The sequence below is a fragment of the Streptomyces sp. NPDC103540 genome (assembly GCF_055584445.1).
Map to the genome: position 1 here is coordinate 113502 of NZ_JBVJMA010000016.1, position 23221 is coordinate 136722.

The 23221-nt window shown below is 75.6% G+C and carries 19 protein-coding genes; 10 read left to right on the forward strand and 9 right to left on the reverse strand.

What is annotated here, in order from left to right; translation table 11 throughout:
* Nucleotides 1-437 precede the first annotated feature (437 nt).
* Complete coding sequence (locus tag ACZ6ZI_RS32000) at nt 438-1490, reverse strand: acyl carrier protein (RefSeq protein ID WP_469526711.1); 1053 nt, start codon at nt 1488-1490, stop codon at nt 438-440.
* A 332-nt stretch (nt 1491-1822) separates the two neighbouring features.
* Between ACZ6ZI_RS32000 and ACZ6ZI_RS32005 the strand changes: the two genes are divergently transcribed.
* Entirely contained in the window at nt 1823-3064 is a 1242-nt protein-coding gene (locus tag ACZ6ZI_RS32005; protein WP_469526713.1) for a helix-turn-helix domain-containing protein, read from the forward strand.
* A gap of 206 nt (nt 3065-3270) precedes the next feature.
* A complete protein-coding gene (locus tag ACZ6ZI_RS32010) occupies nt 3271-4236 on the forward strand; it encodes a proline dehydrogenase family protein (RefSeq protein ID WP_469526716.1) in 966 nt (321 codons plus the stop codon).
* On the opposite strand, the gene ACZ6ZI_RS32015 is transcribed toward ACZ6ZI_RS32010, so the two are convergent.
* Complete coding sequence (locus tag ACZ6ZI_RS32015; protein WP_469526719.1) at nt 4178-4981, reverse strand: 4'-phosphopantetheinyl transferase family protein; 804 nt, start codon at nt 4979-4981, stop codon at nt 4178-4180. The genes ACZ6ZI_RS32010 and ACZ6ZI_RS32015 overlap by 59 nt on opposite strands.
* Before the next feature lie 652 nt (nt 4982-5633).
* Between ACZ6ZI_RS32015 and ACZ6ZI_RS32020 the strand changes: the two genes are divergently transcribed.
* Both ACZ6ZI_RS32020 and ACZ6ZI_RS32025 read left to right on the forward strand, forming a co-directional pair.
* Nucleotides 5634-6020: a hypothetical protein gene (locus ACZ6ZI_RS32020; RefSeq protein ID WP_469526721.1), complete on the forward strand. Its 387-nt coding sequence runs from the start codon at nt 5634-5636 to the stop codon at nt 6018-6020.
* A gap of 4 nt (nt 6021-6024) precedes the next feature.
* Entirely contained in the window at nt 6025-7122 is a 1098-nt protein-coding gene (locus ACZ6ZI_RS32025; RefSeq protein WP_469526723.1) for a carboxymuconolactone decarboxylase family protein, read from the forward strand.
* A 156-nt stretch (nt 7123-7278) separates the two neighbouring features.
* On the opposite strand, the gene ACZ6ZI_RS32030 is transcribed toward ACZ6ZI_RS32025, so the two are convergent.
* From ACZ6ZI_RS32030 to ACZ6ZI_RS32040, 3 genes are all read right to left on the reverse strand, one after another.
* Nucleotides 7279-8013 carry a class I SAM-dependent DNA methyltransferase gene (locus ACZ6ZI_RS32030; RefSeq protein WP_469526726.1) on the reverse strand — a complete coding sequence of 245 codons (735 nt, stop codon included), beginning with the start codon at nt 8011-8013 and terminating at the stop codon, nt 7279-7281.
* 121 nt (nt 8014-8134) lie between these two features.
* Nucleotides 8135-10510, reverse strand: a complete 2376-nt coding sequence (gene ovoA, locus ACZ6ZI_RS32035) for a 5-histidylcysteine sulfoxide synthase (RefSeq protein WP_469526727.1) — start codon at nt 10508-10510, stop codon at nt 8135-8137.
* Nucleotides 10511-10713: 203 nt separating this feature from the next.
* Nucleotides 10714-11238 (reverse strand): YybH family protein, encoded by a 525-nt coding sequence (locus tag ACZ6ZI_RS32040; protein WP_469526729.1) that lies wholly within the window; start codon nt 11236-11238, stop codon nt 10714-10716.
* 213 nt (nt 11239-11451) lie between these two features.
* Between ACZ6ZI_RS32040 and ACZ6ZI_RS32045 the strand changes: the two genes are divergently transcribed.
* From ACZ6ZI_RS32045 to desII, 3 genes are read left to right on the forward strand one after another with little or no spacing between them, the layout of a single operon-like run.
* Nucleotides 11452-12168 (forward strand): class I SAM-dependent methyltransferase, encoded by a 717-nt coding sequence (locus ACZ6ZI_RS32045; RefSeq protein ID WP_469526731.1) that lies wholly within the window; start codon nt 11452-11454, stop codon nt 12166-12168.
* Nucleotides 12165-13427, forward strand: coding sequence for an aminotransferase class I/II-fold pyridoxal phosphate-dependent enzyme (locus ACZ6ZI_RS32050; RefSeq protein WP_469526733.1), 1263 nt, complete (start codon nt 12165-12167; stop codon nt 13425-13427). Before ACZ6ZI_RS32045 ends, ACZ6ZI_RS32050 begins: the two co-directional genes overlap by 4 nt.
* On the forward strand, nt 13424-14932 hold the full coding sequence (desII, locus tag ACZ6ZI_RS32055; protein ID WP_469526736.1) for a dTDP-4-amino-4,6-dideoxy-D-glucose ammonia-lyase: 1509 nt from the start codon (nt 13424-13426) through the stop codon (nt 14930-14932). The genes ACZ6ZI_RS32050 and desII overlap by 4 nt, the downstream gene beginning before the upstream one ends.
* A 96-nt stretch (nt 14933-15028) precedes the next feature.
* On the opposite strand, the gene ACZ6ZI_RS32060 is transcribed toward desII, so the two are convergent.
* The gene (locus ACZ6ZI_RS32060) at nt 15029-16441 is read right to left on the reverse strand and encodes a cation:proton antiporter (protein WP_469526739.1); all 1413 of its coding nucleotides are present in this window, start codon (nt 16439-16441) and stop codon (nt 15029-15031) included.
* Between the two features lie 234 nt (nt 16442-16675).
* On the opposite strand from ACZ6ZI_RS32060, the gene ACZ6ZI_RS32065 reads away from it, so the two are divergent.
* The 3 genes from ACZ6ZI_RS32065 (at nt 16676) to ACZ6ZI_RS32075 (ending at nt 21011) form a co-directional block, all read left to right on the forward strand.
* A complete protein-coding gene (locus ACZ6ZI_RS32065; protein ID WP_469526741.1) occupies nt 16676-18010 on the forward strand; it encodes an MFS transporter in 1335 nt (444 codons plus the stop codon).
* A 313-nt stretch (nt 18011-18323) separates the two neighbouring features.
* Entirely contained in the window at nt 18324-19304 is a 981-nt protein-coding gene (locus tag ACZ6ZI_RS32070) for a hypothetical protein (RefSeq protein WP_469526745.1), read from the forward strand.
* Nucleotides 19305-19466: 162 nt separating this feature from the next.
* Entirely contained in the window at nt 19467-21011 is a 1545-nt protein-coding gene (locus tag ACZ6ZI_RS32075; protein WP_363056317.1) for an MFS transporter, read from the forward strand.
* Nucleotides 21012-21101: 90 nt separating this feature from the next.
* Here the strand turns inward: ACZ6ZI_RS32075 and ACZ6ZI_RS32080 are convergent, their stop codons facing one another.
* From ACZ6ZI_RS32080 to ACZ6ZI_RS32090, 3 genes are all read right to left on the reverse strand, one after another.
* Entirely contained in the window at nt 21102-21440 is a 339-nt protein-coding gene (locus ACZ6ZI_RS32080; RefSeq protein WP_469526747.1) for a DoxX family protein, read from the reverse strand.
* 94 nt (nt 21441-21534) lie between these two features.
* On the reverse strand, nt 21535-22458 hold the full coding sequence (locus ACZ6ZI_RS32085; RefSeq protein WP_469526749.1) for an alpha/beta fold hydrolase: 924 nt from the start codon (nt 22456-22458) through the stop codon (nt 21535-21537).
* Nucleotides 22455-23072 carry a TetR/AcrR family transcriptional regulator gene (locus ACZ6ZI_RS32090; protein ID WP_469526752.1) on the reverse strand — a complete coding sequence of 206 codons (618 nt, stop codon included), beginning with the start codon at nt 23070-23072 and terminating at the stop codon, nt 22455-22457. Before ACZ6ZI_RS32090 ends, ACZ6ZI_RS32085 begins: the two co-directional genes overlap by 4 nt.
* Between the last annotated feature and the right edge of the window lie 149 nt (nt 23073-23221).

Genomic DNA, 23221 nt, shown 5'->3' on the forward strand with positions numbered 1-23221 from the left:
GCTCGTCGGGCGGCCCGCCGGGTGGCCCGCCCGGGCGGACCGCGGCGCCGGTCGGGGGCGGGCCTGCGGGCCGCCGTGCGGTTCGTGCGGGGCCGCGGCAGGCGCGGTGGGCGCGGCGGGGCACGGGCGAAGCCCGGACGCGGCGGGCGCGACCGGGCGGGGTGGGCCGTGCGGGGCGGGCCGTGCGGACCGTGCGGGCCGTCGGGCGGGGGGCGCGGTGGGTGCGCGGCGGGCGCGGCGGGCATGGCGGAGCCCGGACGCGGCGGGGCGCGACCGGGCGGGTGGAGCGGGTGGAGCCGGGCGGGGCGTGCCGGATGTCGGGGCGGGCGGGCGACCCCGGTCGGGCGACCCCGGTCGGGCGGCCCGGTCGGGCGGCCCCGGCAAGGTGAGCCGGCGTCAGGGGCGCGTCACGGCCGGCGGCGCGGCGGCGGCCCGGGTCAGGCGGCGCCCTCCACCCGTCCCGGACGGCGGGCGCGCAGGGCCCGTACGAGCGCGACCTGGTCGCCGAGGTTGCGGCGGGACAGCTCGGGCGCCGTCACCTCCACCCCGAACTCGCGGGAGATCCGGCGGGCCAGCCGCGTCACGAGCAGGGAGTCCCCACCGCGCGCGAAGAAGTCGGAGTGGTCGGTGAGCCCGCCCTGAAGGCGCAGCAGTTCGCACCAGGCGCCGACCACGAACGCGCGCACCCCGCACCCGTCCGGCTCCTGCGGCGGCAGCTCCCGTACGCGGGCCTCGGCCCGGGTACGGGCCGCCGCGCGCAGCGGAGCGAGGTCCACCGGCCGGGCCGCCGTCCAGGGCGTGCCGTCGACCCGGTGGTGCGACGGCCGGGGCGCGGGGGCCAGGACGACGTGGGCGCGGGCGTCCCCCACCCGCGCGGGCGCCGGTCGCCCGGCCCCCGGCCCGCGCATCAGCAACAGGGCGTCGACCAGCGGGGCCAGCCCGACGGTGTCCGCGCCCGGCCCGCCGGCGCGGTCCGCGCCCGGGGCCACGGCCGCGTCGAGGATCAGCCCGTACGGGCGCGGGGCGCGGGCCGGCAGCTCGTCCAGCCGGCGCAGCACCAGGCAGGCGGCCCCCGATTCCGACGGGCCCCGCCCGGCGTCCCGTCCGCCGGCGCCGTGCCCCGCGACGACCACGCACAGGTCGCACTCCCCGGCCCGCAGCGCCTCGACCGCGGCCCGTACGGTGACCAGCGCCGAGCCGTGGGCGGCGGGGAAGTCCCGCACGGGGCCGGTCAGTCCGAGCCGGTGGGCGATCCGTCGGGCCGCGTGCCCGGGGCCGACGGCGCCCGCCGCGTACACCCCCGTGGAGGCGGCCTCCGCGTACGGCTCGGGGCCGGTGTCGCCCAGCGCCCGGCGCACGGCCTCCAGCATCAGGCGGTGGCGCGGGCCGGCCGTGTGCGGGGCCCGCCAGCGGACGGGGAAGTCGCCGCTGCCGGGCAACCGGGCGGCCATGCCGGTGACGGCGATGTCCTGGGAACGGTCGCGGGTCATGTACGCCGCCTCCTGTTGGCATCGGCGACGGGCGGTCCCGCGGCGCCGGCTCTGGTCTGTCAAGCAAAAGTAGGACAACCGCAGCCGACATGGCAATGAGTTGCCAAGGATGCTGCCTGTCAACTCGCCACCCAGGCAGGCCCGTTCTGACCGATCGTGCCAGCTCGAAGGCGGAGTGGCGGAGGGAATTCCTTGCCAGAATCCAACGGGCTTCGCTACCCTTTGGCACATGTGGGTGGAAGCCTGTGGCACAGATGCGGCAAGATGGTGAGACTCTGAACACCCCGGTACGCCGATCCCAGCCGTTCGTCGAGACCGTTGAGGGCAAACACGTGTTGGAGCAGCCAGCCTTCGGGCGCCGTCTCAGGCAACTGCGGACCGAGCGCGGCCTCGCGCAGTCCGCCGTGGCCGGGGAGGGAATGTCGGCGGGCTACCTGTCCCGCCTGGAATCGGGGGCCCGGCAGCCGACGGAGCGCGCCGTGGCCTACCTGGCCGAGCGGCTCGGCGTCAGCCCGGCCGAATTCGAGGAGTCCAGGGCCGGATCGCTGGTCCAGAGCCTGACCATCGCCGCCTCCCTCGACTCCGACGAGACCGGCGAACTGCTCGCCGAGGCCCTCAAGTCCGCGCAGGAACAGGATCCCCTGCTGCGCTGGCAGAGCCTGTGGTTGCTGGCCCAGTGGAAGCGCCGCCGCGGCGAACTGGACCGGGAGCGCGCCTACCTCGACGAACTCGTCGGCCTCGGCGACGAGACCGGGCTCACCGAGCTGCGCGCGCGCGGCCTGACCCAGCTCGCCCGGTGCATGCGCGCCTCGGGCGAGATCACCGCGGCCATCGAGGCCTCCGCCACCGCCCACCGGCTCGCCCGGGACGGCGGGCTGTCCCGCCAGGACATGGCGACGGCCCTGCTGGTCCTCGTGTCGGTCGAGGCCGAGGCGGGCCGGCTGCCCGAGGCCCGCGCGCACGCCGACGAGCTGACCGCCCTGGTCGAGGGCCAGTCCGACGCCCAGTGGGCCGAGGCGATGTGGACCGCCGCCGCGGTCCGGGTCCGCCAGGGGGAGTTCACCGCCGCGCAGGACCTCCTGGAGAGCGCCCTCCAGGGCTACAGCGGCCGGGAGAACCTGACCCTGTGGCTGCGGCTGCGGGTCGCCGCCGCCCGGCTGCACCTGCAGAAGTTCCCGCCGGAGCCGGACGTGGCCCAGCAGTACGTCGAGGCCGCCCAGAGCGGGCTGCCCTTCGCCGGCACGCCCGCCCTGGAACAGGAACTCATGGCCCTCGGCGCCGAACTGGCCTTCCTGGAGGGCCGGGTCCTGGACGCCCGGGCCCTGCTGGACCGACTGGGCCGCGCCGAGTCGCGCATGACCTACCGGGACCGGGTGCGCGTGGAGGTCCTCGGCTGCCGGCTGCTCATGCTGGAGGGGGCCGAGGAGGAGGGCCTGACGGGGCTTCAGGACCTCGCCGCGCGGGCGCAGGAGGCCGGCAGCGTCGACCTCGCGGCCGACATCTGGCGCCTCACCGCCGAATCCCTGGTCCGGGCGCGCGCCGCCACCGGATCGGCGGGGGCCCGGGGGGCCTGAGCGGCCCGGACACCGCAGCGCCGTCCACCACCGCCGTTCGCGGGGGAGCCGAACAGGCCCCCGGGGGCGGCGGTTTCACGTTGTCGACATTGCCAACGCGATGACGTATGAGGCAAGATGTTGCCAGGCTATGGCAACGAATTGCCTTGAGGGTCGGAACCGTGTCCGCCCGGGGTCACACACGAGAAGGCCGAGGTGCCGCCGTGATGCAGGAGCTCTCCCAGCGCGCACTGTACGAGGCGGCGGCCGAGGGCCTGCGCGTGCTCGCCGCCGACCCCCGCTGCCTCGCTGCGGCCGGCAACCCGGGCTCGGCCCTGCGCGAGATCCTCGCCCCCGCCGCCCTGCGCTACGTGCTGGCACCCGGCCGCGAGGAGTTCCTCCAGGCCCTGTCCGTACTGCGCGCCAAGGGGTACGCCGTCACCGCCGAGTTCGTCGGGGAGGCCGGCGCCGGCGCCGCGCACGGCGAGAGGACCGCCGAGGAGTACCTCGCCCTCCTCGGCCGGCAACCCGCCCCCGAACGCCTCGGCGTCGACCTCTTCCGACTCGGCCTGGCCACCTCCCGCGCCGGCGCCGTACGCCGCGCCGCCCGCATCCTCGCCGCCGCCGAGGAGCGGGGCGGCGAGGTCGTCCTCGGCATGGACCGCTCACCCAGCGTCGACGCCGTCCTCGGCGTCCACCGCCAACTCGCCGACCGGTACGCCAACCTGGGCCTCACCCTCCAGGCCCACCTGCACCGCACCGAGGAGGACATCCGACGCGTGGCCCGACCCGGCCGGATGATCCGCCTGGTCAAGGGAGAGTTCCGCGAGCCCCCCGAGGTGGCGCTCGGACGGGGCCCCGCCCTGGACGACCGCTACCTCGACCTCGCCCGCCGCCTCGTCGACCGGGGCGTGCGCCTCAGCCTGGCCACGCAGGACCCCGACCTGCTCGCCGAGGCGGTCCGCGCCGGCCTCGTCGGACGGGACACCGAGATCGAGATGCTGCACGGCGTCCGGCCGGAACTGCTGCGCCACCACCGCGAGGCGGGCCGCCCCTGCCGCATCCACGCCGCCTACGGCACCGACTGGCTGCCCCACCTGCTGCGCCGCCTCGCCGAACACCCGCCGATGGTGCTCACCGCCCTGTCCGACCTGGGCTCCCGGCGCGCGCAGCCCGCCGGGACGGGCTACTGACCCCCGCCCGCCCCGCCACCGCCCCGGGGCCGCGCTCCCCGGGGCCGCCCGCCCCCGGGCCGGCCGGCTCCCGCACCGCGAGCGCCGCCGCGTACCCCGCCGGGACGATGACGTCCTCGACCCGCCAACCCGTCGGCCCGGCCGCCGGAACGGGACCCGTACCGAGGTAGTCCAACGCGGTCGAACGGGCCAGACCGGTGCCCAGCCCCTTGAGGTAGGCCTCCTTGCGCACCCAGGCCCGGGCGAACGCGTCCATCCGCGAGGCCGCGTCACAGCGCGCGAGCTCCGCCTCCTCGCGCGGGTGCAGGACCCCCCGCACCTCCTCGGCGACCTCCGCGCCACTGCCCGTGGCCTGCACGTCCACCCCGACCGGCGAGGCGGCGAACGCCAACAGAGCCAGGTCTCCGCTGTGCGACAGGGAGAAGTGCAGCCCGGCGCCCGCCACCGCGGGCCGGCCGTGCGGTTCCCCGCAGCACGGGCACGGCTCGCGCACCAGGCGCACCCGCTCCGGCGCCAGCCCCAGGTACGCGCCGAGCAGCACGCGCAGCGCCACGTGCGCGGCGATGTAGCACCGCCGGTCGGCGTACCGGTGCAGCGAGGCCGCCCGCCGGCGCTCCCGCGCGTCCAGCACCCGCGCCGGCGCGTGGTCCGCGCGCGGCGGGCGCGAGGCGTCGGCCAACCACACGTGCGCGCCGCCCGTCGGCCGCTCCAACGGGCCGACGGCCTGACCCGGCGCGAGGAGCACCGGCCGGCGCGGACGCCCCGACGCCGCTCCCCGTCGAGCCCCCCGCTCAGCGCGGGACATGGCCCCGGCCCGCCGGACGCGGTGCCGCCGGCCGACAGGGAGCGGGACGGGTGCCCGTCGGGCGGGAGGGAAAAGGACGCGAGGGAGAAGGACGCGAGGGAGCGGGACGGTCCGCGCGACGTGCGGAACTGATCGGCATCGGGTTCCTCCTGGAAGGGTGACCCCGTCCGGGCCGGCCCGGGCCGGACGGGGCGCGACGCGGGCGCGACCTGGGCCGGGCGCCCCGGTCAGGCGTTCCGCGCCACCGCGCGGCGCGGGGCCCCGGCCCGGTCGGCGCACGCGTCGGGGCGGCCTTCGGACACGGACTCCGCGGTGAACGGTCTCCCAGTCATGAGGGCATCAAAGTGACCCTCCCCGCGGGCCGCAAGGAGACGTGGCCAAGTGGCCCGACCACCCGACCGATCGAGCACTCCGGAAGACGCCGCGCACCCGACCCCCCCGCCGACCGCCGGGCCCCGTACGGCGGCGCGCCCCGTCGTGAGCCCCCGCCGCGGCCCCCGCCGCAGCTGCGCACGCAGAAAGACGCCGGCCGCGGCGCCGCGCCCCAACCATGGACTCACAGCGACGCCCGGCGCACGGAGGGAGTCAGAGCATGCGCGACACGCAGCAGCCACCCCCGGGAACAGACGAGGATCCCCAGGGCCCCGACCACGAGGGGGCCGGACCGCCCGCCCCACCGCCCGCGGCCGGCACCGCCCCGGCCGTCGACGTCTTCGGATCCGCCTTCTCCCCCGTCTACAGCGCGGAGGCCGCCCAGGGCGCCGCCACCGCGCTGGTCCGCCTGCTCATGGACCAGTACGCCGCCCAGCGCGACCGCTGGGCCCTGCGCCGTGCCGCCGAGAGCGAGCCGATCCCGCGTCAGCTCCACACCAGCAGCCTGATGGTGAACGAGATCATCGGCCGCGTGGCGGCCCGGCCCGCCCCCTCCCGACCCGCGCGCGCCACCCCATCCACCCCCGAACGGCGAAAGGGCCGATGAACCGATGAGACCCCTCGTACGGGCGGTCCTGCGCGGCGCGCTGCGCGACATCCGCCACGTCAAGGCCGTCCCGCCCGGCCGGGCGAACGGCCTCGTGGCCCGCGTCTACGCCCAGGCCCGGCGGGACTTCGGCGTCCTCGCCCCGCCCCTCGCCCTGCACTCGCCGGCCCCCGACGCCCTCGCCGCGAGCTGGCTCCTGCTGCGCGAGACGCTCCTCGTCGACGTGGAGGCCGACCGCGCCGAGAAGGAGACCGTGGCCACCGCCGTGTCCCGGGCCAACTCCTGCCCGTACTGCGTCGAGGTGCACCGGGCCAAGGCCTCCGTGCTGCGCCGGCAGCCGCCCGGGGAGAGCGCCGCCCTGTCCGCCTGGGCCGGCGCCGACCCGCGGGCGGACCGGCCGGACCGGCCCGGCCGGGCCGACGACGGAGACGGTCCGGCCGCGCAGGCACCGCCCTTCCCCGCCGCCCGGACCCCCGAACTGGCCGGGGTGGCCGTCACCTTCCACTACCTCAACCGCATGGTCAGCGTCTTCCTCGCCGACTCGCCCGTCCCCGACGTGGCCCCCGGCTTCCTGCGCGAACCCCTGATGCGCACGGTCGCCCGGGGCATGCACGCCGACGACCCCGGCCCCCTGCGCCCGGGCCTGTCCCTGGACCTGCTGCCGCCCGCCCCGCCCGTGCCGGGCCTGGACTGGGCCGCCGGCCGCCCCGAGGTGGCGCAGGCCCTCGCCCGCGCGGTGGCCGCGACCGAGCACGGGGCCCGCTGGGTCCCCGCGCCCGTACGCGACGGGCTGCGCGCCCGCCTCGCCCGCTGGGACGGCAGCCCGCCCGGCCCGGACCGCGCCTGGCTCGACCCCCTCCCCGGCGAGGGGACCCCCGGGGACGGAACCGGCACCCCGGGCACACCCGACCCGGCCGCCGCGGCCGCCTCCCGCCTCGCGCTGCTGACCGCCTTCGCCCCGTACCGGGTCACCGAGGCGGACGTCGCCGCGTTCCGCCGCCACCACCCCACCGACCGGGCCCTGGTCGAGCTGACCTCCTGGGCGGCCCTGGCCACCGCCGTGCACCAGGGCAGCCGGCTCGCCGTGCCCGCCCCGGCCTGACCCCGCGAGGCCCGCCCGGACCCGTACCCGTACCCGTATCCGCACCCGCACCCGTATCCACATCCGCGTCCCGCGGCCGAACGCGCCGGTGGGCCGGAGGACTTCGGTCCTCCGGCCCACCGGCGCTCGTACGGGGTGCCCCACGGGGCGGGTGCCTCAGCCGGCGGCGGCCGGGGACCCCTCGCGGACGCCCACGAACCAGCCCCGACCGTGCGGTCCGCCCTCGACGTACTCCACCCGGCAGCCGGCCGCGCGGAACGCCGCCTCGTACTCGGCCTGTTCGAACAGCGACACCAGGTACTCCTCCGTGGAGTGGCTGAGCCCCGCCACCGGATCGGCCACCACGAAGTGCACCGTCACCCGCGAGCGCCCGCCCACCCGGGCGGAGTGCGACAGCCGGGCGACGGTGCGCTCGCTCTCGCGCACCACCGCGCCCGTCACGTACCCGTCCAGGAAGGTGCCGGGGAACCACCACGGCTCGACCACGATCACCCCGCCGGGCTCCAGATGGGCCGCGAAGCGGCCGAGCGTCGCCTCCAGCTCGGCCACCGAGGTCACGTGCCCGATGGAGCTGAACATGCAGGTCACCACAGAGAAGGTGCGCCCCAGCGCGAACGTGCGCATGTCCCCCTGGTGCACCGCGACCCCGGGCAGCTGCCCGCGCGCCACCTCCAGCATCCCGGCGGACAGCTCCACGCCCTCGACCTCGCCGAACAGGTCCCGGAACGCCGTCAGGTGCGCTCCCGTCCCACAGGCCACGTCCAACAGCGACGAGGCCGCGGGGTGCCGCTCCAGGACCAGGTCGCGCACCTCCTTCGCCTCGCCCGCGTAGTCGCGGCCGCGTCCCCGGTAGACCTCGTCGTAGACCTCGGCGACCGGCTGCTCGTACATGTGCTCGCTCCAGGGGGATCGAAGGGGAGGGACGCCCGCCCGGCGGGGGAGCCCCGCCGGGGGAGCGGCGCGCGGCGCGCGGCTCTCGGGCCGTGTGCCGCGCGCCGTGTGCCGTGTGCCGTCAGCGCTTGCGCCACACCGAGACGTCGGCGTTGAGCACCTCGAAGTGGCGGGAGTGGTCGCGCAGGACCGCCGGCTCGTCCGACTCCGCGACCTGGTCGAAGGCGTAGCCGAGCAGCCGGCGCACCTCCACCTCGCTGGTCGGCGCCCCGCGCCGGGCGCCGAGCCAGCGCTCCCGGTCCGCGTGGTCGCCCGACCAGGTCCACGGGCTGGCGACGAGCAGCAACCCGCCGGCGGCCAGGAAGGCGTCGGACTCGGTGAACTGCCGCAGCAGCGCCTCCGGATCCGGGACCCGGTCCAGGACGTTGGCCACCACCACCGCGTCGAAACGGCCGAGCGAAGCGGGCAGCGCGCACCCGTCCGCGACCTCGAAGGAAGCGGCGCAGCCGGCCGCCGGGCGGGGCGCCCGCGCCCGCAGGCGCGTACGGTTCTCGCCCTGGTCGACCCGCTCGTACGAGACGGCCGCACCGGACGCCAGCTCCGTGGCGACCTCGACGAAACTGCGGCTCAGGTCGATGCCGACCACGTCCGCCACCCCGCCCTGGGCGAGGGCGAAGGAAGTGCCGCCCACCGCGCAGCCCACGTCCAGGACCCGGCGCAGCGGCGTGCCCGAACGCTTGGCCTCGCGCAGGACCAGGGCCGCCAGGCGCTGCGGGAAGCCGTGCGCGGAGGCCAGCGGGTGGTCCGCCCGACCCAGGGTCTCCTCGGCGTCGCCGAGGTGCATCAGCAGGTAGCGGTCGAGCATGTCCCGCCCCTCGTAGGACGCCTCGGCGGCCGCGGTCGCCGCCGGCTCCTCCTCGCGCCCGGGCGTCGCGGAGGCGACCAGGCGGATGCCGCACTGCTGGAGGAAGTGCGGCCGGAAGTGGAAGCGGGCCCAGACGCTCGCCTCGTCACCGGTGCTGATGAAGGCACCACCGAGGATCATGTGGTGCCGGCCGTCGAAGCAGGGGGTGCTGAAGTCCTCGTAGTACGGGTGGACCTCGAAGCCCTCCAACGGGTTCAGGGTGTCCTCGACCAGCGTCCACAGGTTGCCCGCCGCGTCGTGCACCCCGTGGGAGGTGGCGGGGGAGTGGTCGACGGGCGACTCCGAGCCCCACGCGAGGTTCAGGTTGACCCCGCGCTCGCGCAGCGCGACGCCGTCCTCGCGCATCACCGGGTCGTCGGCCGGGCCGGGCTCCGCCGGCAGGTCGCACACCAGACGGTGCTCCGCCTCGGTCGGCAGCCGGTAGTCGCGCCCGTCCTGGGCGCCGCGCCAGGCACAGAACGCCTTCGCCTCGTGGTAGTTGACGCACACCGGCCAGTCCCACGGCATGTCGATCTCGTCGAAGGTGGTGCGCAGCCGGTAGGCGTGCAGCCCGCTGGGACCGTCCGGCACCCAGAACTGCGGCCACTTGGCGTTGCGGAAGGCCCGCCAGTCCCAGCCCTCCCGCGACCACAGCTCGGGCCGGCGGTAGCCGCCGTCCGTGACGAACCGGTGGTACTCGCCGTTGCTGATCATGTACCGCGAGGTCTCGAACGCCTCGACGTCGACGTCACGGCCGCCGTACTCGTTGTCCCAGCCGAACGACGGGAAGGACTCCGGCTTGCCCAGGTGCGCCCGACCACCGGGTATCGCCACCATGGCGTTCTCCGGCACCGCCCGCGCGGTGGGCTTGCCGGCGACGCCCGTACGCCGCATGGGGGCGGGCGCCGGCCAGGACGGGTGCGCCGCCACCAGCCGCAGCGGCAGCTCCCGGATGAGCACGGAACTGGTCTCCAGGTGGATCCGCTCGTGCTCGAAGGCGAGGAACAGGGCCCAGGCCGGGTCCCGCATCGTGACCGGGCGACCGAGGTCGGGGGCGAAGTCGGTGGCCTCGATGACCGCGCGGACCAACCGGTAGACCGTCGCCCGGTAGGCGTGCACCTCGGCGACGGAGGGCCACAGCATCTCGTTCTTCGACAGGTCGTCCCACGACATCTCGTCGACGCCGGTCTCCAGGACCTGCTCCAGGTATCCGTCGACGGCCTCGCCCAGGAGACCGCCGACGCGCAACTTGTTGACGTAGAGGGTGGCCGGGTGCCCGTAGTAGAAGATCATCGGGTGGCGCAGGTTGTGGGCCGGCGGCCGGTAGAAGGCCTCCGCCGTCTGGAGCCCCGCGAACAGCGATTCCGTCAGCGCCCACGAGTTGTCGAAGTAGTCCAGCACCGCGGCGCGGTCACAGGAGGAGAGGTCGGGCAGCGGCAGCGAGGTGATGCGCCCGTCGGCCTCGACTCCCGGACACTCGTGGGCCACCGGCTGCCTGCCGGTGAACCACCACGGGCCGCGGGGCCCGCTCAGCCGCTCGTCCCCATGCTTGGAGACGTTGATCTCCCACTGCTCTGCAACGACGGTCGTCATGAGCGCTGGCCTTTCTCGCAGGTCGGAAACAATGCGAAGACGGCGGAACACCGAACGCCCTTGCCCTGTCCGGCCCCCTCGCCAGACCGTGCCACCTGGCGGACCCGCCCGGCATCTTCAGGATTGCGCCCCGGCCCGTCCCGGCCCTGTCCCGCCCCCGCCGGCTCCCGTCCCGACCCCCGCCCCCGTCCTCAGCCCCGTCCTCAGCCCGCCGTGGGTGCCGCCGCCGACGCCGGTGCCGCCGCCGACGGCGAGCTGACGTTGGCGATCACCTTCCACTGGCCGCGCTCGTAGGTGAAGGACAGCACCGACGTGAACCGCTCGGTGTGCCCCCACTGCGGGAACACCAGCGTCGAGTCCACGACCATCAGCGCCGTCCTGCACTCCACGACCGTGCGGCGCAGCTCCCGGAAGTCGCTGGTGAACTCCATCGCGAACAGCTCGCGGAAGAGACCCTCGACCGCCGGACGGCCCTGGTGGTAGCTGCCGTCGGGGTCGACCTTCGAGGCGTCCGGCAGGTAGTGGCCCATCAACCGGCCCACGTCCCGGCCGTCGAAGGCCCGGTTGTAGCTCCTCCAGTCCCGCTCGAACGCCGCCCGGCAGCCCGCCCGCTGACGCCCCGCCGCGTCGGCGGCCGCCCCACCGGAGGCACCCGCCGCGCCGCCCGCCGGACCGCTCGCCTGCGCCGGGGCCGAGACCCCCCACAACAGCGCCGTGACCAGCGCCATCGACCTGACCCTCGCCACCGTCGCGTACTTCCCCATGGCGTTCCCTCCGTTGGTGTTCGACGTCCGCGCCCCGTGCCGGTGATTCGGCAATCCAGGAGATGCCCACCGCGATGCCTGATGGGACGGTCGGATGCGGGGAGGACGGGACAGGGCGCTGCGCCGCTTTTCCCCGGGGCCCGAGAGTAGACGGACAACGACGCCATTGGGGAATACATGTACGGCAAAGAATTCGCTGACATCTACGTCTCGTTCTACGAAGGCACCGGCAAGGATTACGCGGCCGAGGCGAAAGAAGTCCGCCGACTGGTCACCGAACGCTTTCCCGACGCCGCTTCCCTGCTCGACGTCGCCTGCGGCACCGGACCCCACCTGCGCGCCTTCCGCGACCTCTTCTCCCACGTGGAGGGCGTCGAGCTGGCCGACGGCATGGTCGAGGTGGCCCGCGAGAAGCTGCCCGAGGTCCCCGTCCACCAGGGCGACATGCGCGACTTCGACCTGGGCCGCACCTTCGACGTGGTGACCTGCATGTTCAGTTCCATCGGGCACGTCGACTCGGTGGCCGGGCTGGAGGCGACCCTGGAGCGGTTCGCGGCCCACCTGGAACCCGGCGGGGTGATCGTGATCGAGCCGTGGTGGTTCCCCGAGACCTTCCTCGACGGCCACGTCGCCGGCGCCACGATCACCGATTCCGGCCGCGCCGTCGCCCGTCTGTCCCGCACCACCCGAAACGGCCGGGAAACCCGGGTGACCGTCCATTTCGCCGTCGCCGACCCGGACACCGGAATCCACCATTTCACCGACGACTACCCCCTCCGCCTTTTCGACCGCGCCGAATACGAGGCCGCGTTCCGCTCCGCCGGCTGCACCGTGGAATACCTCGCGGAAAGCGGCGCGCTCGGCCGCGGCCTGTTCGTCGGCCGCCGCGCGTGAGCGCCGCGCCCACCGCGGGGCCCGCCCGACCCGCCCCGCGCGGGGGGCTCAAGCGCACCGTGGACGACCTCGCCCTGTTCGGCGGCCGCGCCGCCTTCCTGCGGCCGCTCTCCGTCGGACGCCCCAACCCCGTCGACCGCCGCCGTCTCCACGAACGCCTCGACTGGGCCCTGGACAACCAGTGGTTGTCCAACGGCGGCCCCCTCTCCCTGGAGTTCGAGGCCAGGGTCGCCGACCTCGCCGGCACCCGACACGCCGTCTCCACCTGCAACGCCACCAGCGCCCTGCAACTCCTGGTCCGCGCCGCCGGCCTGACCGGCGAGGTGATCATGCCGTCGCTGACCTTCGCGGCCACCGCGCACGCCGTCCAGTGGCTCGGCCTGACCCCCGTCTTCTGCGACGTCGACCCCCGCACCGGACTCATCGACCCCGACCGCGCCCGGGCCGCCGTCACCCCCCGCACCAGCGCCGTCGTCGGCGTCCACCTGTGGGGCCGGCCCTGCGACACCACGGCCCTGGAGAAGCTCGCCGCCGACCACGGCCTGCACCTGTTCCTCGACGCCGCCCACGCGCTGGGCTGCACCCGTGAGGGCCGACCCGTCGGCGGAGCCGGATCCGCCGAGGTCTTCAGCTTCCACGCCACCAAGGTCGTCGGCGCCTTCGAGGGCGGCGCGGTCGTCACCGACGACGACGCGCTCGCCGCCCGCGTCCGCGCCCTGGCCAACTTCGGCAAGGGCCTCGACGAGGTCTCCCCGGCCGGCGGCACCAACGCCAAGATGAGCGAGGCCGCCGCCGCGATGGGCCTGACCTCCCTCGACGCCCTCCCCTCCTACGTCGAGGCCAACCGGGCCTGCCTGGAGGGCTACCGGGAGGGGCTCGCCGCCGTCCCCGGCCTCACCCTGCCCCTCCCCGACCCGACCGAGCGCCACAACCACCAGTACACCGTCCTGGAGGTCGACGAACGGACCACCGGCCTCGACCGCGACCTGCTCATGGAACTGCTGCGCGCCGAGAACGTCCTCGTCCTGCCCCCCATCGGCTCGCCCCCCTGCCACCTCCTGGAGCCCTACCGCTCACGCCAGTCGTACGCCCTCCCGCACACCGAGGCCCTCGCCGCCAGGACCATCTCCCTGCCCACCGGCCCCGGAGTGGGACCGGAGAGCGTCCGCCGGCTGTGCGAGACCATCCGCTTCGCCGTGGCCCACGGCGCCGAGCTGACCGCCCGCCACCGGCGCACCGACAGGAAGGGTCCCGCATGAACACCACCACCGCCCGGGACGCGGCCCCCCTCGCCGCCTACGCCGCCGCGGCCCGCACCGTCGCGCGCTGCGCATCCCCCGGAGCCGACGTCCGCGCCGCCCGCGAGGCCGTCGGGCGCCTGCTGTCCACACCCGACCCGTACACCGACCCCACCGGCCCGGCCGGCTCCCCGCCCCACCCGGACACGCCCCGCCGCCTCGTCGAGCTGGCCCGCCTCTACGGGAACCACCCCTTCACCCCCCTGGAGACCGCCCGGCGGCGCCTGGGCGTGGACCGGGAGTCCTTCACCGCCCTCCTCGCGGAGTTCGCCCGCGTACCGGCCCTGCGCAGCGCCGTCACCGACGGACCCGCGGGCAAGTACTGGTCCAACACCGTCCTGCCCCTGGAGGCCAAGGGCGTGTTCGACGCCGTCCTCGCCGGCCGACCCACCGTCCCCGACATCGTCGCCCTCTACCCCGGTCCGACCTGCATGTTCCGCTGCCACTTCTGCGTCCGCGTCACCGGCGCCCGCTACGAGGGCGACCGCATCGCCGCCGGCAACGAGATGTTCGCCTCCGTCATCGACGAGGTGCCCACCGACGACCCGTACCGCATGTACGTCTCCGGCGGCCTGGAGCCCCTCACCAACCCGGGGCTCGGCACCCTCGTCGCCCGCGCCGCCGCCCGCGGCCTGCGCCTGACCCTGTACACCAACGCGTTCGCCCTCACCGACCGCACCTGGCAGCGCCAGCCCGGCCTGTGGGACCTGCACGCCATCCGCACCTCCCTGTACGGCCTGGACGACGAGGAGTACCGGGCCACCACCGGCAAGAGCGGCGCCTTCTCCCGCGTACGGGCCAACCTGGCCCGCTTCCAGCAACTGCGGGCCGCCCTCGACAGCCCGATGCGCCTCGGCTTCAGCTACATCGTGCTGCCCGGCCGCGCCCACCGGCTGCTCGACCTCGTCGACTTCATCGCCGAACTCGACGCCGCCGCCCCCGGCCGCCCCGTCGACTTCCTGAAGCTCCGCGAGGACTACAGCGGCCGGCCCGACGGCAAGCTCACCCTCGCCGAGCGCACCGAACTCCAGGACGCCCTGCGCGCCTTCGAGGAACGCGTCGCCGCCCGCGTGCCCACCCTCGACGTGGACTACGGCTACGCGCTGCACAGCCTGCGCGCCGGGGCCGACGCCGAACTCATCCGCGTCCTGCCCGAGGACATGCGCCCCACCCTGCACCCGCAGGCCTCCGTCCAGGTCGACCTGTTGGGCGACGTGTACCCGTACCGGGAATCGGGTTTCCCGGGCCTGGCCGGCGCCCCCCGCTACGTCCTGGGCCGGGTGGGCCCGGACACCTCCCTCGCCCAGGTCGTCGAGACCTTCGTCAACGGTGGCGCCCGCGTCGAACCGGCCCCCGGCGACCAGTACTTCCTGGACGGCTTCGACCAGGTGGTCACCGCCCGCCTGAACCAGACCGAGGCCGACCTCGCCGCGGGCTGGGGCGAGGCCCGCGGCTTCCTGCGCTGACCCCCGCCGACCGCCGACGGCCGACCGCCATCGGCCCGCGCGCCCGATCCGAACCGCCGGCGCCCCCACCCCGTCACCGGGGCGGGGGCGCCGCGCTCATGTCCGCTCGACGTGCTCGACGTGCTCGACGTGCTCGACCCGCTCGACCCGCTCGACCCGCTCCGGCCGCGCCCCGGACTCCTCCGGGCACGGCACCCCCCGGGGCTCCCACAGCCTCTGGTACGCCGCCAGCCGAGAGGTCTCCTCCTCGGTCGTCCTCACCCGGCGCATCGTCCAGCGCAGCATCGGCGGCGCCATCAGCGAGGTGACCACGGCCACCAGCACCACCATCGTGTAGGAGGCCGTGGTGAGCACCCCCATCCGCAGTCCGGCGGTGGCGATCACCACCTCGATGACCCCGCGCGCGTTGAGCGCGGCGCCGAGCGCCAGCCCCTCCCAACGCCCGACCCCGCCGGCCATCGCGCCCAGCAGCACCCCCGCGAACTTCCCGACGACGGCGATCACCAGCACCAGCAGGGCCAGGGGCGCCAGCCGCACGTCCGCCAGGGCCGTCAGGTCGATCCGCAGGCCCGCCGTCGCGAAGAACAACGGCGCCAACACGCCCGTCAGCACGCGGCGCAGCGGGTCGAGGGCCGCCAGGCCCTCGCCCGCCTCCGAGGCGACCGAACGGATCGCGAGCCCGCAGGCGAACGCGCCGACGATCGCCTCCAACCCCAGCGCCTGACTGCCGGCGGCCGAGACGAGGATCAGCACCACCAGACAGGACAACACCGCCCCCGAGCCGCCTGCCCGGCGCAGGACCTGTCGCGCCGCCGGCCGCACGACCCACACCGCGGCCGCGCCCGCCACGGCGACCGCGGCCACCGACCGCGCCACGTCACCCGCGTGGATCCCCGAGACGGCCATGGCGGACAGCAGGGAGAGCATCACCCACCCGCAGACGTCGTCGAAGACCGCGGCGGCCATCGTCAGCTGACCCACCTTGCGGTGCATCAGGTTCATGTCCGTGAGGGTCTTGGCGATCACCGGAATGGCGCTCACGCACATCGCGACGCCCATGAAGAGGGCGAAGACCACCGGATCGGTGCCCGGCCCGGCGAGGCTCGTCGGCAACAGCAGCCCGACGGCGACCCCGCCCGCCAGGGGCACGACCAGCCCGCCGAGGCTCACGCGAAAGGCCGTGCCCCCCTGACGTCTCACCAGCCCCAGGTCCACGTGCGTTCCCGCGAGGGCCACCAGGAACAGCACACCCAACAGGCCCACGGCGTCGAGCAGGTGCATCTGCGCGGCGTCCCGGGGGAAGAGCCGGTCCGACAACGCGGGCGCGACCCAGCCCAGGAGGGAGGGGCCGAGCAGCACGCCGGCCGTCAGCTCGCCCACCAGCGCCGGCATCCGCCACCGCACGGCCAGGGCGCCCAGGGCCGACGCGAGCGCCAGCAACGCCCCGGCCTGGAGCAGGAACAACAGCAACGCCTGCGAGGACAGTGGCGCGATCGGCGCCGCGGACATGATCACCGTCAATTCGATCGGCCTCCCGGTCCAGCCAGCCCCCCGGCGCCATTGTCGGCGCCGCCCGCCGCCGGGACTTCTCCTGGAATGCGGTCCGTCGCCGGATCCGTGCGGCCGGAAAAGGTCGGCGTCGATCACCGCGCGGAGGGGCACGCTGGGAGTTGGCCGCCCTCCGGCCGCCCCGCCACGATGATCCCCCCTCGCCACCGAGGCCGGAACCGATCGGGAGAGTCCATGAGTTCGAGTCCGCCCGCACCCACCCACCGTCGGGCGGTCGCCGCCACGGTCGTCGGCAATTTCGTCGAGTCCTTCGACTGGCTCGCGTACGCCCTCTTCGCCCCCCTCTTCGCCCCCCGCTTCTTCCCCTCCTCCCACCCGCTCACCTCCCTCCTCGGCGCCTTCGCCGTCCTCGGCATCGGCGTCCTCGCCCGGCCCGTCGGAGGCGTGCTCCTGGCCCGGTTCGCGGACCGGCGCGGCCGAAGACCCGCCCTCATGCTGGCCATCGGCCTGATGACCGGCGGATCCCTCCTCATCGCCGTCACCCCCGACCACGGCACCATCGGCCTCGCCGCACCGCTCCTGCTGCTCCTCGCCCGCATCGCGCAGGGCATATCGGCCGGCGGCGAATGGCCCACCGCCGCCGCCTACCTGATGGAACAGGCCCCCCGCGGCCGCGCCTGCCTCTACGGCAGCCTCTTCTCCCTCACCACCGCCTCCGGCGTCCTCCTCGCCTCCCTCCTCGGCGCGGGACTGACCGGCGGCCTCGGCCCGGAGGCGATGGCCTCCTGGGGCTGGCGCGTCCCGTTCGTCCTCGGCGCCGTCTTCGGCCTCGTCCTCATGGTGATGCGCGCCCGGATGACGGAGACCGACGTCTTCCGCCGCGAGGTCCGCACCCTGCCCACCCGCGGCTCGCTGCGCCGCGTCCTCGGCGCCCACCGCCGCCAGGTCCTCGTCTCGGTCCTGTTCGTCGCGGGCATCGCCACCATCGGCGGCACCTGGACCGGCGTCGTCCCGGCGATGGGCGCGCGCCTGTCCTCGCCCTCCACCATGTTCTGGGTGGTGGTCGGCGGCACCGCCCTCGTCATCGTGGCCAACGTGCCCCTCGGACTGCTCGCCGACAAGGTCGGCCCCCGCAGGTTCCTGGCCGCCGCGAGCGTGCTCTTCGCCGCCGTCGGCTCCTACGGCTACCTCACCATGAGCGGCGACTTCCCGAGCCTGCTGCTGGCCTACGGCAGCGGCGCCGTCTTCCTCGTCTGCGCCACCACCACCCTGCCCGCGATCCTCTCGGGCATCTTCCCGCCCGAGGTCCGCGTCCTCGGCATCGGCCTCCCGCACGCCGTCACCAACGCGGTGCTCGGCGGCGTCTCCCCGGCCCTGGCGACCTACCTCGCCGAACGCGGCGCCTCGGGCTGGTTCGTCGCGGGCGCCATGGCCGCCGTCCTCCTCGCGCTCCCGGCCGCCGCGCTCGCCTCCGCCGCCCGCTTCGGCACCGGCGCCGACGCCGACGCCGATGGCCCGGGACCGGCCCCGGACCGGAAGTCCACCCTCGCGCACGCCAACGGCCCCTGAGCGCACCGGCCCCGGCGCACGTCACCGGCCCGGAGCACCCCGGCCCCGGCGCACGGCACCCGCCCCGCGAGGACACCGGCGTCCACGCGGGGCACGGAGCTCCCCGAGCACCCCGGCGTCCGCGTCCGCCACCGGCCCCCTCGGGGGCCGGCCCGCGCACCCGCCGCCACCCCCGAGGGCCGGCCCGGCCCCGCGCCCCGCCGGCCGTGACACCGCGCGCACCGCTCACGCGCCCGTCACGGCCGGCCCCTCGCACGGCACAGCACGCCCTCCCGCAGGCACGTCCCCGTACCGCCTCCCGAGAAGGAAGCACATGACCGAGGTCGCGTCCCGTTCCGCCGCAACGCCCCGCTCGCACCGCCCGACCCGCGCCCCCTCCTTCTTCTTCAACGGCCACGCCCCGCGCCGCCGGGCCCTCGTCCTCGGGCTCGGCGCGCTCGTCGGCTTCGCCCTGACCGTCATCTGGTCGGCCGAGTTCGTCGACCAGACCATCGGCGCCAACGTCTCCGAGGCCCTCCTCGGCCACCCCGCCAAGGACGCCCCGCTCACCGGCGCCCTCGCCGGCATCGCCTTCGCCCTCGCCACCGGGGTGGCCGGCACCTTCACCGCCTGCAACATCGCCGTCTTCAGCGCCATCGCCCCGCTCGCCGGCCAGGTCTCCGGCCGCCGGGGCCGCGCCGTCGCCGCCCTGCGCCCCCTCGGCTGGCTCGCCGTCGGCGCGCTCGTGGTCTCCGCCCTCTACGGAGCGGTCGTCGCCGTCGTCGGCACCGGCATGCCCCAGTTCCAGACGGCCTCCCCGGCCGGGGGCTTCTCCCCGCGGATCATCCAGGCCATGGTGGTCTACGGGATCATGGGCCTGGCCATGACCTGGCTCGGCCTCGCCGCCGCCGGACTCGTCCGCGACCCCCTCGCCCGCCTCACCGCGCGCTTCCCCGGCGCCCCCATGTACCTCATGGGCGCGATGACCGGAGCCCTCCTCCTCGGCCGCCCCTTCGGTCTGTTCCGACAGCTCTTCCGCGACGCCGCCGAGAGCCACAACGTGCTCTACGGGGCCGCCGCCTTCGCTTTCCAGTCCCTCGGCAACATCGTCCTCGTAGGACTGATCTTCCTGCTGGTCACCGCCCTCTTCGGCGACCGCCTCCACCGCCTGCTCACCGCCCGGCCCAGCCGGGTCTCCGCGCTCATGGCCGCCGCCTTCGTCGCCGCGGGCGTCTTCATGATCCTTTACTGGGACGTGCGGATGCTCGCCCGCCGCGACCTCATCTGGTACCCGCTGGCCCCCTGGGCCGGCTGAGTCGCCCGCGCCGCTTGCCGGGGCCCGCGGACCGGCCCCGGCACGCCCGCACCCCCTACCACCTGCGCCGATCCGCCGCCGGAGCCGCACCCGAGCCGCACCGGAACAGCACCGCAACCGCATCCGAGCCGGATCCGAGACGCCGCCCCGCACCGTGTTCCCATGACTTCGACGACCACCGCCCCCGACACCTCCGCAGCACTTCCCACCCGCGCCGGCCCGCGCCAGTGGCTGGGCCTCGCCGTCCTGCTCCTGCCCGTCACCCTGATGACCGCCGACCTCGGCGTGCTCTGGCTGGCCACCCCGTACCTGACCGCCGACCTGCGCCCCTCCAGCAGCGAACTGCTCTGGACCACCGACATGTACGGCTTCATGACGGCCGGCTTCCTCGTCATCATGGGCACGCTCGGGGACCGGATCGGACGCCGCAAACTGCTGCTCGCCGGGTCCGTCGGAGTCATCGCCGCCTCGCTGCTCGCCGCGTACGCCCCGAACCCGACCACGCTGATCGTCGCCCGGGCCCTGCTCGGCGTCGCCGGCGCCGCGGTCCTCCCGTCGACGCTCGCGCTGATCACCCACATGTTCGCCGACGCCCGCCAGCGGGCCACCGCCATCGCCATGTGGGTCACCGCCCTCTCCGTCGGCATCGCCATCGGCCCCGTCATCGGCGGCGTCCTGCTCAACAGCTTCTGGTGGGGATCCGTCTTCCTGCTCGGCGTCCCGATCATGATCCCGGTCGTCCTCCTGGCGCCGCTGCTGCTCCCCGAGTACCGCGACCCGTCCGCCGGCCGGATCGACCTGCCCAGCGCCGGACTGTTCCTCCTCGCGATCCTGCCCGTCGTCTACGGGGTCAAGAAGCTCGCCGAGTACGGCCTCGAAGGCTCCTACCTGACGGCCATCGCCGTCGGCGCCGCCTTCGCCCTGCTCTTCGTACGCCGCCAGAACCGGCTCGCCACCCCGCTGCTCGACCTGCGGCTGTTCTCCCACCGCGCCTTCACCGGCGCCCTGCTGGCCCTGCTGCTGGGCATGATGGCCCTCAACGGCATCGAGTACCTGGTCCCGCAGTACCTGCTCGCCATCGAGGGCCTCACCCCGCTCGCCGCCGGACTGTGGCTGCTGCCCGGAGCCGCCGGCCTGGTCCTCGGCTCGCAGCTCACCCCGGTCCTCGCCCGTCGGATCCGCCCGGCGTACGTGATCCTCGCCGGCCTGGCCTTCACCCTGATCGGCTTCTGGCTCTCCACCGTCGACGGGGTCGTGGCCGTCTCCCTGGGCCTCACGCTCGTCATGTTCGGCATCGCCCCGATCAGCGTCCTCGGCACCGCCCTCGCGGTGGGCTCCGCCCCGGCGGAGAAGGCCGGCTCCGCCGCGGCCACCGGCCAGACGGCGTACGACCTCGGCCTGGCCCTCGGCATCGCCGGCACCGGCAGCGTCGCGGTGGCCGTCTACCGCGACGAGGTCGCCGCGACCGCCCCGGCCGGCATCCCCGCCGAGGCGCTCGCCTCGGCCCGCGACACCATCGGCGGCGCCACCGACGCGGCCGGACGGCTGTCCGACACCCTCGGCGCCGACCTGCTCACCGCCGCCCGGGACGCCTTCTCCTCCGGCTTCCACACGGCCTCCCTGGTCAGCGCGGGCCTCGCCCTCCTGACGGCGGTGGCGGTGGCGACGCTCCTGCGCCGCATCCCGCCGATCGGCGGCGGCGAGTAGGCGGGCGACCGCCCGCGGGCACACGCGCCGAGGGGCCGCTCCTGAAGGAGCGGCCCCTCGGCGCGTGTGCCGTGTGCCGTGCGCGTCCGCTCAGAGCAGCGCGAGGACGGCGACGGCCGGGGCGGCGTAGACCATCGGGAAGGCGATGTGGGCGTACGCGCGGGCCCGCAGGACGGTGACGACGGCGCCGGCGAAGTAGGCGACCAGACCGATCGCGGCGGCCACGCCCACGGCCGGCACCGCGAACCCGACGAGCAGCCCGGCGCCCCCGGCGATCTTGGCGGCGCCCAGCGGGTTCCACCAGGACCTCGGCACCCCGTACTCGGCCAGCGGACCCACGACGAACGCGGCCCGCCGCAGGACCGAGAACCCGGAGAAGGCGGCCATCAGGGCGGCGACGAGGGTGACGATCGTGGCGGTGGTGGACATCGGGGGCTCCTCGGCGGGTGGACGGGGCGGCGTACCGCGTGCGACACCCCCATGACCCGCCGGCCCCCACGGATGTGACGGCCCGCCGCGACCACTATCCCGCGAGCACCTCCAGCAGCCGGTCCGTGAACTCCCGAGGTCGCTCGGCGCACGCCACGTGTCCGCCCGGGAACTCCGCGAACGCGGCCCCGGTCAGCTCCGCCAGCCGGACGGCCGGCCCGTACAGGGCGGCCACCCCGCGCGAATCCCGCCCGGCGGCGAGCACCAGCCGCCCGCGCGCCCCGCGCAGCGCGGCGACGTCCGGCCGGCTCGCGGTGAAGGGGACCAGCACGTGTTCCAGGAAGACCGGCAGGTTCGCGTACATGCGCGGGGCCATCTCCGCCACCTCGGGCGGCGGCGCGCCCGTCCCGTGCCCCGCGGCGTCGTCGCCCGAGCCCGCACCCGCGCCCGAGCCCGCGTCCCCGCCGCCCAGGCCCTCGGCGAAGCGGGCCATCGCCGGGCCCACCCCCTCCTCCCGCAGCGTCGTACGCACCCGCGCGAACAGCTCCCGGTACGGCGCGGGATCCTCCAACACCTCCACCAGCGGCGGCTCGTGCGCCACCACCCGGCGGACCCGGTCGGGCCGGCGGGCCAGCAGGTCGAGCGCGGCCATCGCCCCCGCGCTGCACCCCACGACGTACGCCGGCTCGTGAGGGGAGTGCGCCTCCAGCATCCGCAGCGCGTCGTCCCCCCACTGCTCCACCCGCTGGTCGGCCGGCGGACCGTGCAGCGGGCTGCGCGACTGGCCGCGCGGATCGTAGGAGACGACGGTGTACCCGGCCGCCGCGAGGTCCGGGGCCACCGCGGCGTACAGTCCGGCGTCGGCCCCGCCGCCGGGGATCAGCAGCAGCACGGGACCGGAGCCGCGCCGCTCGTGGTGCAGGGTGGCGCCGGGCACCTCCAACGCGCCGACGGTGGGCGTGCGGTGGTCGGCGCCGCCCCGCGGGGTGGTCGTCGCGGTGCTCGTCGGGGTGTTCATCGGGGGTTCCCTTCGGGGGAGTCGTCGGATCGCGGGTGCCCGTCGTCGCGCGCCGGCCAGTTCTCCAGGGCCACGTGCAGCGCGTCGAGCCCCCGGGACCAGGAGGCGGCCGGCTCGCGGGAGTGTCCGAAGCCGCCGCTCAGCTCCAGGTGGACGTAACCGTGGAAGGTCGCGCGCAGCAGCCGCCCCGCGTCGGTCAGGTCCGGCTCGGTCAACCCGTAGGCGCGCAACATCCCGTACGTCAGCTCCACGCTGCGGCGCAGGCCGACCGAGTCGGCGACCTCCGCCGGTTCGAGGCGCAGCTGCGTGGCCGCGTACCGGCCGGGGCGGCGCAGGGCGTAGGCCCGGTAGGCGTCGGCGAACGCGACCAGCGCGTCCTTGCCGGAGCGGCCCGCGACGGCGGTCGCGATCTCGCCGGTCATCTCCTCGGAGGCCGACAGGGCCACCCGCACCCGCAGGTCGCGCAGGTTGCGGACGTGCGCGTACAGGCTGGCGTCCTTGACGCCGAAGCGTCGTGCGAGCGCCGACAGGCTCACCTTGTCCAGGCCCACCTCGTCCGCCATCTCGGCGGCCGCCTCGGTCAGCCTGGCCGCGGTCAATCCCACGCGCACCACGGGCGCCTCCTCGTTTCCTAGGGTCTCTAGGTTTCAACCTAGGTGATCTAGGTAGAGGCTGTCCACCGGGAACGCGCAACGCCGGTCCGGCCCGCGCGACCGGGCCCGCGCGACCGGGCCCGCGCGCGACCGGGCCCGCGCGACCGGGA